At 56.7% G+C, this 11,908-nt stretch carries 14 protein-coding genes; 6 read left to right on the top strand and 8 right to left on the bottom strand.

Annotated features, from left to right (window positions below):
- Positions 1-62 precede the first annotated feature (62 nt).
- The 3 genes from AC2D8V_RS14135 to AC2D8V_RS14125 form a co-directional block, all read right to left on the bottom strand.
- Positions 63-668: a biotin transporter BioY gene (locus AC2D8V_RS14135; protein ID WP_484734222.1), complete on the bottom strand. Its 606-nt coding sequence runs from the start codon at positions 666-668 to the stop codon at positions 63-65.
- A 73-nt stretch (positions 669-741) separates the two neighbouring features.
- Positions 742-1,146: a DUF6314 family protein gene (locus tag AC2D8V_RS14130; RefSeq protein ID WP_484734221.1), complete on the bottom strand. Its 405-nt coding sequence runs from the start codon at positions 1,144-1,146 to the stop codon at positions 742-744.
- On the bottom strand, positions 1,139-1,474 hold the full coding sequence (locus tag AC2D8V_RS14125; protein WP_484734220.1) for a hypothetical protein: 336 nt from the start codon (positions 1,472-1,474) through the stop codon (positions 1,139-1,141). The genes AC2D8V_RS14130 and AC2D8V_RS14125 overlap by 8 nt, the downstream gene beginning before the upstream one ends.
- A gap of 88 nt (positions 1,475-1,562) precedes the next feature.
- Between AC2D8V_RS14125 and purB the strand changes: the two genes are divergently transcribed.
- The 5 genes from purB to AC2D8V_RS14100 all read left to right on the top strand — a co-directional run bounded on the left by purB (position 1,563) and on the right by AC2D8V_RS14100 (position 5,889).
- Positions 1,563-2,867 carry an adenylosuccinate lyase gene (purB, locus tag AC2D8V_RS14120; protein ID WP_484734219.1) on the top strand — a complete coding sequence of 435 codons (1,305 nt, stop codon included), beginning with the start codon at positions 1,563-1,565 and terminating at the stop codon, positions 2,865-2,867.
- A gap of 98 nt (positions 2,868-2,965) precedes the next feature.
- The gene (locus tag AC2D8V_RS14115; protein WP_484734218.1) at positions 2,966-3,127 is read left to right on the top strand and encodes an adenylosuccinate lyase; all 162 of its coding nucleotides are present in this window, start codon (positions 2,966-2,968) and stop codon (positions 3,125-3,127) included.
- A 104-nt stretch (positions 3,128-3,231) separates the two neighbouring features.
- Complete coding sequence (locus AC2D8V_RS14110) at positions 3,232-3,747, top strand: tetratricopeptide repeat protein (RefSeq protein ID WP_484734217.1); 516 nt, start codon at positions 3,232-3,234, stop codon at positions 3,745-3,747.
- A gap of 83 nt (positions 3,748-3,830) precedes the next feature.
- Positions 3,831-4,898, top strand: coding sequence for a flagellar motor switch protein FliG (locus AC2D8V_RS14105; RefSeq protein ID WP_484734216.1), 1,068 nt, complete (start codon positions 3,831-3,833; stop codon positions 4,896-4,898).
- A 184-nt stretch (positions 4,899-5,082) separates the two neighbouring features.
- Positions 5,083-5,889, top strand: a complete 807-nt coding sequence (locus AC2D8V_RS14100) for a lysophospholipid acyltransferase family protein (protein ID WP_484734215.1) — start codon at positions 5,083-5,085, stop codon at positions 5,887-5,889.
- A 3-nt stretch (positions 5,890-5,892) separates the two neighbouring features.
- On the opposite strand, the gene AC2D8V_RS14095 is transcribed toward AC2D8V_RS14100, so the two are convergent.
- Positions 5,893-6,588 (bottom strand): DUF1223 domain-containing protein, encoded by a 696-nt coding sequence (locus tag AC2D8V_RS14095; RefSeq protein WP_484734214.1) that lies wholly within the window; start codon positions 6,586-6,588, stop codon positions 5,893-5,895.
- Positions 6,589-6,815: 227 nt separating this feature from the next.
- Between AC2D8V_RS14095 and acnA the strand changes: the two genes are divergently transcribed.
- Positions 6,816-9,584, top strand: coding sequence for an aconitate hydratase AcnA (gene acnA, locus AC2D8V_RS14090; RefSeq protein ID WP_484734213.1), 2,769 nt, complete (start codon positions 6,816-6,818; stop codon positions 9,582-9,584).
- Between the two features lie 207 nt (positions 9,585-9,791).
- Here acnA and AC2D8V_RS14085 read toward each other — a convergent pair whose 3' ends face one another.
- From AC2D8V_RS14085 to AC2D8V_RS14070, 4 genes are read right to left on the bottom strand one after another with little or no spacing between them, the layout of a single operon-like run.
- Entirely contained in the window at positions 9,792-10,439 is a 648-nt protein-coding gene (locus tag AC2D8V_RS14085; protein WP_484734212.1) for a potassium channel family protein, read from the bottom strand.
- Positions 10,439-10,978 (bottom strand): DsbE family thiol:disulfide interchange protein, encoded by a 540-nt coding sequence (locus AC2D8V_RS14080; protein WP_484734211.1) that lies wholly within the window; start codon positions 10,976-10,978, stop codon positions 10,439-10,441. Before AC2D8V_RS14080 ends, AC2D8V_RS14085 begins: the two co-directional genes overlap by 1 nt.
- The gene (gene ccmD / locus AC2D8V_RS14075) at positions 10,971-11,129 is read right to left on the bottom strand and encodes a heme exporter protein CcmD (protein WP_484734210.1); all 159 of its coding nucleotides are present in this window, start codon (positions 11,127-11,129) and stop codon (positions 10,971-10,973) included. Before ccmD ends, AC2D8V_RS14080 begins: the two co-directional genes overlap by 8 nt.
- On the bottom strand, positions 11,126-11,893 hold the full coding sequence (locus tag AC2D8V_RS14070; RefSeq protein WP_484734209.1) for a heme ABC transporter permease: 768 nt from the start codon (positions 11,891-11,893) through the stop codon (positions 11,126-11,128). Before AC2D8V_RS14070 ends, ccmD begins: the two co-directional genes overlap by 4 nt.
- Positions 11,894-11,908: the final 15 nt, after the last annotated feature.

Raw genomic sequence — 11,908 nt, 5'->3', positions numbered from 1 at the left:
TGAAAAAGAATGAGGCGCAGCCAGCGGCTGCGCCTCTCAATTGGATCTGAGCTGGCGTAGGATCAGCGGCGCGCGTCGCCCACCAGTTTCCAGACCAGTGGCAGGATGATAGCCGCCAGCGCCAGTTTCAGAGCATCCCCGATCAGGAACGGCGTCAGCCCCCATTCAACGATCGGCTTGTCCCAACCGTAAAGCTGCCCGAGCCACAACAGGCCCGGCACGTAAATCATTGCGTTACCAATCAGCATTGCAACAGCCATCCAGACAAATGACCGGTCCCAGCCGCGTTCGGCCAATGCGCCCAAGGTCAATGTCGCCAGTACATATCCCACCAGATAACCACCGGTACCGCCCATCATATAAGTCAATCCGGCCTTTTCGGCAGATGACCCGGCAAAGACATCATATCCCAGCGCACCAATGATCATGTAACCGATGATTGTCGCCAGCCCCAGCCGTGCACCATAGGCCGCGCCGATGGTGAGAACTGCAAATGTTCCCATGGTGATCGGTACCGGGCTTGGCCATACTGGCACGCTGATCTTGGCCGCTACGGCAAGCAGCGTTATGCCCAGGGCCACAAGTACGATCTGTTTTGCAAGGCGCGCGCCGCCGGCGTGCGGGCCGACGCGGGCGGCCAGAGTGGAATGTGTCGCTTGAAGCTGCATAAAGACTGTCTCCGTTTACGTCTCTTTTCCCACTCAATGCCGCAGTGCGCGCAGGCACGCAAGGGTTCTTGCGCTAACAGCGTGAGTATTTCGTTGTGGCGCTATAATCCTTGCGCGGGCCTTTGACGCGCCAAAAGACGCAAAAATCCGGCCAATCGTCAAAGACATAACGTAGCTGGTAGTCATCCGGTGCGCACCAGTGCTGCACAAGCCCACCCGATGCCGGCACCTGATGAAAGTATCGCCCGTCGTCAAAATAGACACTCAGATCATCCGCCCAGAAATACCGGCGTTGCGCCTGCATCGGGGGGTGGCCCGCGAGGATCATCTGCCCGTCTTCGAGATAGTTCAGACCGCCCTCTGCCCGAGACCAATCTGCAATGCCTTCGAAACGCGCAGTGGCGCCACTGGCCTCGCGGATTTCGCGCATCACCTGCCAACGACCGGCAAAATCCGTTAATCGTCTCGGGTCAGTCATCAACATAGACACCTTCGGTGATTTCGCCGCCTTCGCCGACAAAACGTACCGCGGTCGTGGCGCCTTGCACATCATAGCAAGCCCATAGGTCCGACGGAGGCCACATGCTGCAATAGCGGTCATCTTCGATGCGCCAGTACCCCCAACTGTCCTGCCCCGCGTTATAAAGTGTACGTCCTGACGCGTAGAAATGTTGCCATGCGCGCGCATATTGGACCCGCTTGCCGCTTAATGCATCACGTACCGCCTCCCCAGACAAAGAGCGCCACTCGGCATCGGCGTACAACGGCTGCGCACAGACCAGCGTCAAAACGACCAGCTTTCTCATTTACTTGGGCTCCGCGCTTGTGATGCCTTGCCGCGCAGTTTAAGAGCCAGCCAACCCGGTAAACAATCCCGAAAAGAGGTTCGCGCGCATGATCCCCCGCTACTCCCGCCCCGAAATGGTCGCCATCTGGAGCCCGGAAACCAAATTCCGCATCTGGTATGAGATCGAAGCTCATGCCTGCGATGCCATGGCCGATTTGGGCGTTATTCCACGCGAGAATGCGGATGCTGTTTGGAAAGCCAAAGACGTAGAATTCGACGTGGCGCGGATCGACGAAATCGAGGCTGTGACAAAACACGATGTCATCGCCTTTCTGACCCATCTGGCAGAGCACGTCGGCGCGGAAGAGGCGCGCTTTGTACATCAGGGCATGACGTCGTCGGATGTGCTGGATACCTGTCTCAACGTGCAACTGGTGCGCGCCGCAGACATTCTGATCGCCGATATGGAAAAGCTGCTTGAGGCCCTGAAAACGCGTGCGATGGAGCATAAGCACACATTGCGTGTCGGTCGAAGCCACGGCATCCATGCCGAGCCCACCACCATGGGGCTGACTTTTGCCCGTTTTTACGCCGAGATGGATCGAAACCTGACGCGGCTGCGCACTGCGCGGGAAGAAATCGCCACAGGGGCAATTTCGGGCGCTGTCGGCACTTTTGCCAATATCGACCCACGCGTCGAGGAACACGTTTGCACGCAGCTTGGCCTGACGCCGGAGCCCATCAGTACGCAGGTCATCCCGCGCGACCGCCATGCGGCCTTTTTCGCCACGCTGGGCATCATCGCGTCTTCGGTAGAAAACGTGGCCGTTGAGATTCGTCACATGCAACGCACAGAAGTGCTTGAAGGTGCCGAATTCTTCTCGATGGGGCAAAAGGGTTCGTCAGCGATGCCGCACAAGAAAAACCCTGTCCTAACCGAAAACCTCACCGGGCTTGCGCGTCTGGTGCGCATGGCTGTCATCCCTGCAATGGAAAACGTGGCCCTATGGCACGAACGGGATATCTCCCACAGTTCGGTAGAACGGATGATTGGTCCGGATGCTACAGTCACACTCGATTTCGCCCTCGCACGGCTGACCGGTGTGATTGAAAAGATGCTGATCTTCCCTCAGAACATGCTGGACAACATGAACAAATTCCCAGGTCTGGTGATGAGCCAACGCGTTCTTCTGGCTCTGACACAGGCTGGTGTCAGCCGTGAGGACGCCTACGCGATGGTGCAGCGCAATGCGCTCAAGGTCTGGGAGCATCGCACCGATTTCAAGCAAGAATTGCTGTGCGACCCAGAGGTTTGTGCGGCCCTGTCTAAAGAGGAAATCGAAGAGAAATTCGACATGGCCTACCATACCAAACACGTCGATACGATCTTTGATCGGGTGTTCAAAGACTAAGCACCATAAGGGCGCCAGCCAGACGAACAGGCAAATTACGTTGACGCAGCGGCAGCGCACGCTACTCTTGTCGCATACGTTCAACATGGAGAACCGCAATGACGATCAAGACTTTGGCCGCCGCGGTGGCCCTGACAATTATCCCTGCCATGGGATTTGCCTATGAATGCAACTGGGGCAAAGAACAGGCGTCAATGTCCTGTGCTGAGGGGAGCATTTATGACAGCGAAGCTGGAAAATGCGTGCCTACCACAGGCTGAAAATCAGTCTTCACGTAATATTGTAAGGGCGCTCTGACAGAGCGCCTTTTTTTATCGGTGGCACGCGCTAGCATCCGATGTAGCATTGAACAGGAGTAGACAAGATGCGCAAGATTGTAGCCGCCCTCTTGATGGCCCCTTCCATGGCCTTGGCCGCAGGCGACGACGAACCACCCTCAAAACCGACCGTTTTTTGCACCGGCGGTAAGGTATACGACAAAGAAGCCGGAAAATGCGTGGCGCCAAAAGAAAGCAGTCTTGATCGTGACGAGCTTTACGAAGCGGTGCGCCAGTTTGCCTATGCCGGTCAGTTTGAAGACGCACAGACTGTCGCCAAAGCGCTGCCAGAAGGGGATGCGGGCCGCCTGACGTATATGGGCTTTACGCATCGCAAGCTGGGCAACCCGGAACTGGCCATGATGTTTTATCAACGTGCCATCGATCAGGATCCGGCCAATATCCTTGCGCGTTCCTACATGGGACAAGGACACGTCGAAGCAGGTGACATTGATCTGGCAATGGCACAGTTGAAGGCCATTCGCGCGCATGGCGGCAGCGGCACGTGGTCGGAACAGTCGCTGCGCACAGCGATCGCGACGGGCACAACATTCAACTACTGACCGGCGCGACCGAGGGCTGATCATTTCAGGCAAAATTTACTTTTCTGTGTGAGAACAAATCAAGATCATACAGAGTGGTAGTGATGACAGAAATGGTCCCCTCATCCGGTTTCCCGGCATTACCCGGTGCGGTGGCTGGCAGACCCTCGCGCTTGAGCCGAAAGGCCAAAGCGGCCATCGTGGTGCGCCTTTTGATTAATGAAGGTGCGGACATTCCACTGGAGGAACTGCCAGAGGAATTGCAGGCACAGCTGACCGAGCAGATGGGCGCCATGCGTACGGTTGACCGCGACACGGTCGCCAGCGTTGTCGAGGAATTCGCAACAGAGCTTGAAAGCATCGGATTATCGTTCAGCGGCGGGATCGCGGGTGCCTTGGAGGCGTTGGACGGCAAGATATCAAAGCAGACCGCCATGCGCTTGCGCAAGGAAGCAGGTGTTCGGCAATACGGTGACCCATGGCAGCGCCTGCGAGATCTGGGACCAGAAAAGCTGCTACCGGTTCTGCAAAACGAAAGCACCGAGGTCGCAGCGGTGCTGTTGTCAAAGATCGACGTAAAAAAAGCTGCTGAATTGCTGGGAATGTTGCCGGGGCCGCAGGCGCGCAAGATTACCTACGCCGTATCGCTGACCAGCGCTGTCAGCCCTGATGCTGTCGACAGGATTGGTCTGTCGCTGGCGACGCAATTGGACGCAGAGCCGTTGAAAGCCTTCGACAGCGGACCTGTTGAGCGCGTGGGCGCAATCCTGAATTCAACCAAAACAACCACACGAGATGATGTGCTGGAAGGGTTGGACGAGACCGACGCAGGATTTGCCGAACTGGTAAGACGCGCGATCTTTACCTTTAGCAATATTCCACAGCGTATTGCCGCACGGGATATTCCACGCGTGGTGCGTGTTCTGGATCAGGAAGCTTTGGTGACCGCTCTGGCCGGCGCAGAGAATGCGGGGCTTCAGGCCTCCGCAGAGTTTATCCTCGAGAACATGTCAGCGCGTATGGCAGACCAACTGCGCGACGAAATTCAGGACCGTGGCACCGTCAAGGGTGCCGAAATGGAAGACGCTGCCGCCAACATTGTGCAATCCATACGTGATTTGGAAGCATCGGGCGAGTTGCTGCTGATCGTCGATAGCGGCGAACCAGAATGATTAGCCTCAGTCGGTCTGCTTGTGGTTCACACGAGTGGGATATAAGGCTTAACGGGCGATGCAGCCGATCTGCCATTGAGCCTGAAAGTCCCGCAAAACAATGTCCCAAGGGCCAGCCAATCGCCTCAAACGTCTGTCGCAGTAAGTCAGCAATCTTGCGATCGTAGGCATCATTCGCCTTGGCTTGGCACTTCCCTATCACATACGCGTCCCGCTGGTGGGCCGTATCTTGCAGCATTTGATCGGGCCACTCGCCGGATACCGCAGGCGGGCGCTGGACAATCTTGAGCTTATCTGGCCCGACAGCCCCCTTACCGAGCGCAAAGCCATAGCTGCCAAGTGTCTTAACAATGTCGGTCGGACCTTTATCGAAAATTACTCAAGCCGGGAATTTCCCGCACGACTGCGCGAGGCCGAACTGTCCGGAGCAGGTTTCGCGGCTTTGAAAGCTGCCGCCGCCGACAAAAAACCTGTCATTCTGGTCACCAGCCACTACGGAAATTACGAAGCCGTGCGCGCCGCCCTCGTCGCCAGAGGCTGCAATGTGGGTGGTCTTTACCGCAACATGCACAACCCGTATTTCAACGAGCATTACGTCCGCACCATGGAAGCCTTCGGCGGACCGGTCTTTCCGCAAGGACGCAGCGGAACCGCGGGTTTCGTACGCCACTTTAAACAGGGGGGGCAGCTTGTCTTGCTGTACGATCAGCATGTCCACGCAGCACCCGCTCTGGGTTTTCTCGGCCAACCCGCGCGCACAGCAGTGTCTGCAGCCGAGTTGAGCTTGCGTTATAACGCATTGCTCATTCCATTTTTTGGCATCCGACGCGCCGATGGGCTGACTTTTGACACGGTCGTCGAAGCGCCTGTTGCCGCCTCCACTCCTGAGGAAATGACACAGGAACTAAACGATCGCTTGGCCGCGCGCATCAAAGAAGACCCGTCACAATGGTTCTGGGTTCACCGCCGGTGGCGCCACCAATTGGGCTAAGGTTCAGTCGATCCGGCCAGCTGCAAGGATCGGCCCGTAGTCATCCCGCTGCACGAGAACGACAATGGGCCACTCGCCGGGCGCCGCAGCTTCGATTTGAAGCGGCTCGTCGCCATTCCACGTCGTGAGCTGCTGCCAATCCTGCGCAACATTGACATATTCGAGCGTGCGGCCAGCGTTCTCACCACGTGTTATGTTCGATTTGCGCCGGGGCTGATAGCGCACCATGTGCACCGTCATCGCGGCCTGCGAACCTGAAACCTTTTTTGCATCAATCGCGATCATGTCGCCGTTTCGCGTCAGCTTGAGTTCGACCGTCTTGGCGTCGCCCTTGTGCTTGTCGATTGCCGTGGCCAGCTTCATCGGTTTGGCGCCGACAATGTCGCTGGTCCCGTTTACAATCATCTCTGGTGTGTAGACAGAACGGCGCCCTGCCTCCATTGCATAGCCGCGCTGGCGCTTGGCGTGCCGCGGGTCTGCGAATTCATCCTTCCAGCCGATGTAGTCCCAATAGTCGACATGCAGCGACAAGGCGATCACATCTTCACGCTCTGCCAGCACCGCCATCATCTCGTCTGCCGGCGGGCAAGACGAGCATCCCTGCGATGTGTAAAGCTCGACCACCACGGCGGTTTGCTGCGCCATGGCCGGTATGGACGCTGCAAAGGTGATGGCAATGGCGTGCAGAAAGCTCTTCATCTGATTCCTCTTGAGACCGAATTTGGCCAGTCATCCGAACCTAGAGGCGACGCGGGAGAAACTCCAATCAAGGTTTCTTGAGAGTTTTCGTGAATTGTTGCAAAAAATCGGTGTACAATAGTATACATTTTGCCGCACACCCGCCTTATCCGGTTGAAATGGCCGTCGTCATGAGGCATGGAGACGGCAACTCAACGATGACCCAACCTTAGCCGAAGGGAGCCCCTATGCCCATTACCGTTGGTCACGACACCTCCAAAACCCGTAAAACACTTACAGTTGGCGATCAAAGCGTCGACTACTACTCCATTCCTGCCGCGACAGAGGCAGGCCTAGGTGATTTCAGTTCGCTTCCTGCTGCACTCAAGGTGGTGCTGGAAAACATGTTGCGTTTTGAAGACGGCAAGACCGTGTCGGTAGATGACATCAAGGCATTTGCCGAATGGGCGAGCAAGGGAGGGAAGAACCCCCGCGAGATCGCTTACCGCCCCGCCCGCGTTTTGATGCAGGACTTCACCGGTGTACCTGCTGTTGTTGACCTTGCAGCCATGCGCGACGGTCTGGTCGCTTTGGGTGGCGACCCGGAAAAGATCAACCCGCTGAACCCGGTGGACCTTGTCATTGACCACTCGGTCATGATCGACGAGTTCGGCAACCCGCGCGCGTTCCAGATGAACGTCGATCGTGAGTATGAGCGCAACATCGAACGCTACACATTCCTCAAGTGGGGCCAAAAGGCGTTCAACAACTTCCGCGTTGTCCCTCCAGGCACCGGCATTTGCCATCAGGTCAACCTTGAGTATCTCGCCCAAACCGTTTGGACGGACACGGATCAGAACGGCAAGGAAGTTGCTTACCCCGACACGCTGGTGGGCACGGACAGCCATACAACGATGGTTAACGGTGCCGCAGTTCTGGGCTGGGGCGTAGGCGGCATCGAGGCCGAAGCTGCCATGCTCGGTCAGCCGATTTCCATGCTGATCCCCGAGGTTGTCGGGTTTGAGTTAACCGGCTCCATGATGGAAGGCACCACAGGCACAGACCTCGTTCTCAAGGTCGTTGAAATGCTGCGCGAAAAGGGTGTTGTGGGCAAGTTCGTCGAATTTTATGGCGAAGGTCTCGACCGTCTGCCGCTCGCGGACCGCGCGACAATCGCAAACATGGCGCCAGAGTACGGTGCGACATGCGGGTTCTTCCCGATTGATGACGAAACCCTGCGTTATCTGACCAATACCGGTCGCGACAAGGACCGCGTCGCGCTGGTCGAAGCCTACGCCAAAGAGAACGGCTTCTGGCGCGGTGCCGATTATGCACCGGTTTACACCGACACGCTGCACCTTGACATGGGCACGATCGTTCCGGCGATTTCAGGCCCCAAGCGCCCTCAGGACTACATCTCGCTCACCGATGCCGCCAAGGCTTTTGGCGATTACATCAAAGGTCAACGTCCCGAGAAACGTGCGGATGCCGAAGAAAAAGCCGAATGGACCGGTGAAGGCGGCCAGCCTGCCCCAAACCATATTCCCGGCGACATCGGGCACCACAAAAGTCACGCGGTCGAAGGCGAAGACTATCAACTGCACGACGGCTCGATTGTTATTGCATCGATCACCTCCTGCACGAATACGTCCAACCCTTATGTCATGATCGGTGCCGGTCTGGTCGCGCGGAAAGCGCGCGAAAAAGGTCTGACCCGCAAACCATGGGTCAAGACGTCTCTCGCCCCCGGCAGCCAGGTTGTGTCAGCCTACCTTGAAGCGGCAGAGCTTCAGGAAGATCTGGATGCGATCGGTTTCAACCTCGTCGGTTACGGCTGCACCACTTGCATCGGTAATTCTGGTCCGATCCAGAAGGAACTGTCGGAGGCCATCAACAAGGGTGACCTGATTGCAACATCGGTGCTTTCCGGCAACCGAAACTTTGAAGGTCGGATCAGTCCGGACGTCCGCGCGAACTATCTCGCGTCGCCACCGCTGGTGGTCGCCTACGCTCTGGCGGGTGACATGAACATCGACATTGCCAAGGACCCACTGGGTCAGGATCAGGACGGCAATGATGTCTACCTCAAGGATATCTGGCCCACCAGCAAGGAAGTCGCAGAACTGGTAGAGCAGACGGTCACGCGCCAAGCCTTCCAGGAGAAATACGCTGACGTGTTCAAAGGCGATGAGAAATGGCAAGGTGTTGAGACAACGGACAGCAAGACCTATGACTGGCCACCCACATCGACCTACGTTCAGAACCCGCCATACTTCCAAGGCATGGACCCAGAGCCGGGTACGATCTCTAATATCGAGAATGCCTCTGTGCTTGCCCTACTGGGTGATATGATCACGACCGACCATATCTCTCCGGCGGGGTCGTTCAAGGATACGACACCGGCAGGCCAATACCTGATCGAGCGTCAGGTGCCACAGCGCGAATTCAACTCTTACGGATCGCGGCGCGGCAACCACGAAGTGATGATGCGCGGCACCTTTGCCAACATCCGCATCAAGAACGAAATGCTGGATGGCGTTGAAGGTGGCTACACCAAAGGGCCTGACGGCAAACAGACGTCAATCTTTGACGCGGCAATGGCCTATCAGGAGCAAGGGACGCCGTTGGTGATCTTTGGCGGAGAGCAATACGGTGCGGGCTCGTCGCGCGACTGGGCTGCGAAAGGCACTGCCCTGCTGGGGGTCAAAGCCGTAGTTGCAGAAAGCTTTGAGCGTATCCACCGGTCCAACCTCGTTGGCATGGGCGTCATTCCGTTCGAATTCACCGGTGGCGACACGCGCAAGTCTCTCGGTCTGACAGGCGAAGAGACTGTGTCCATTTCCGGTTTGGATACCATCAAACCACTGCAGGAAGTTCCCTGCACTATCACGATGGCGGACGGAACGGTGAAGGAGATCACTTTGAAGTGCCGTATCGATACGGCGATCGAGATCGAATACATCGAACATGGTGGCGTATTGCACTACGTGCTGCGCAATCTGGCCAAAGCGGCTTAATTGCCGCGCAGTGTCCGGGCACGGTGATGTGCCCGGACCTTGACTTTTTGCAATGATTTCCCTACTTTAAGTATAGGAAAGGAGGCCCGATATGACACAATTTGTTAAGACTTCGATCAAAACAGCTGCGCGTCATCCCGTGAACTTTGCGCTTGGTCTCGCTCCTGCTGTGGCTTTTTTGATGATCGGTGCTGCGCTGCTTTTGGCTTAACCGTCACGACCACGAAAATTCCGTCCGACGCGCACTTTTAGGGTTTTCCAAGAGAATACAGTCTCTTGCTGGTCATTGCTCGCCCAGTGAAATGCAGCGCCCACCAAAAAACCCAAGTACACATAACCGATCATCGCCTCAACCCCTGCCAGCAATCTCATGGCGGGAACAGGCTGCAGATCACCGTATCCCAGCGTCGTAAACGTCACCGTTGCAAAATAAACAGCGGTCGGGAAATCGGTATAAATTTTGACGATCTGGTGTTCCGGCGTATTCGCCAGCGTGTCGAGCGACAGCGCGAAAGGCGCTTGCAACGCCAGATCGGCGATCAGTACAGGATCAGCCCCGACGCAGACAGGGGCCGCGCAGACAACACCAGCAACCTTGTAAACAGATGCGAATACCAGCACACCGACCAGCCCGTTCAGAAAAATACCGAACCAAGCGTATCCATTTCTGATCCTGTCTTCGAAATACGCCAGAAATCCGGACGCGGCGGCGCCGATCATCACTATGACCGCAACAAAGATTGTCCACGACTGCTCAACCACCTCTGGGCCAAAGGCCATGAACAAGCCGAAAATACCCAAGTTGAAAATGATCGGCACTAGTACGTAAAAGAACTCGCGTGCCGTTGGGAGCATCAGCGCTCCAATGCCTTTTCTAGTTCGGGCAGAAAGCGGTTTTCGTAGTCACTACCGACCAAGGGGCCTGCAAACCGGTAAAGAACTGTGCCGTCACCATCCAGAATGAAGGTCTCTGGCGGGGCGGTCACCCCCCAATCAAGCGCAGTGCGCCCCTGTGGATCAAACGCAACGGCGACGAACGGGTTGCCGTCCTTTTGCAGATAGCCAGATGCAGGCCCGGCTTTGTCTTTGAAGTTTACGCCAACGATATTCATGCCCTCTGCTTCCATCTCAAGCAGCTTTGGATGTTCAGCGTGGCATGGCGGGCACCAGCTTGCCCAGAAGTTTACAAGGGTCACTGTGCCGGTCGCGAGATTTTCACCGGTGACGCCGTCGAACCCGTCAAGAGCCACTGGCGTGATCTCTGGCGCAGGCTGGTCAATCAACGTCGAACGCAGTTGCGTCGGATCATCCCGGAACATGCCGACTGCGGCCAGTGCGACAAAACCCGCAAAGATCACAGGCGGCGCGATCATCATCGGCGACACCCTAGCCATCAGGACGACGCCTTTTTTCGATTTCTTCCAAAGCCCTGCGCGCCTTTCGGCCTTGGTAAAGCGTGATCAGCACAAGCAGGAACAGCAACGCCAGAGTTGCCGCATAGGAACTCAGAACTGTGCCGGCGTATTTGCCCAGATCCGGCATCATGAGCGCGCCTCCCGTGCCAGCAGTGCCCGCGCGCGGCGCAGGCGTATCTCTGTTCCGGTCCGGTACAAGACCAACGCCAAGAACAACAGCACAAAGCCAGCAATCGCCACCAGAAGTGGAAAGTAAAACACGTCGGCCACGTTTTCCTCTTTGTCGAGGCTCAGCGATGCCCCCTGGTGCAATCCCTGGTTCCAAAACAGCACAGCATAGCGCGACAGAATCGCGAAAACCGAACCAACAAGGCACAGAACCGAGGTCAGGTCAGCCGCAGTATCGGGATCTTCGATTGCTTCCCACAAAGCGATATAGCCCAAGTAAAACAGGAAAAGGATGAGAAACGATGTCAGTCGCGGATCCCAGACCCACCATGTTCCCCACATCGGTTGCCCCCAGAGCGCACCTGTCGCCAGTGCAATAAGCGTCATCACAACCCCTACCGGAGCGGCGGCTTTGGCGGCCAATGCGCTAACGTGATGTCGACGGACGAGCCAGATCAGCGACGCCACCAGCATCATCAGCCACGCATTGATTGCCATCAAGGCAGACGGAACATGCAGGTAAATGATCTTGACGGTAGAGCCTTGGCGAAAATCATCCGGCGTGAAGAAAAACCCCCAAACCAGACCAACGACCAGCGCAACTGCGGACAGCGTCCACAGCGCAGGCAGCACTTTTTCGCTGAACCGAAGGAACTTCACCGGATTGGCATAAGACCAAAGGCTGCTGTTGCCGCTTGGCTGGTTATCGTTTTCAGTCAGTGACATGGGTCTTAGGTAGTC

This window comes from Roseobacter sp. YIN89 (assembly GCF_057219365.1).
This window is presented reverse-complemented; position numbering and strand designations above follow the sequence as displayed.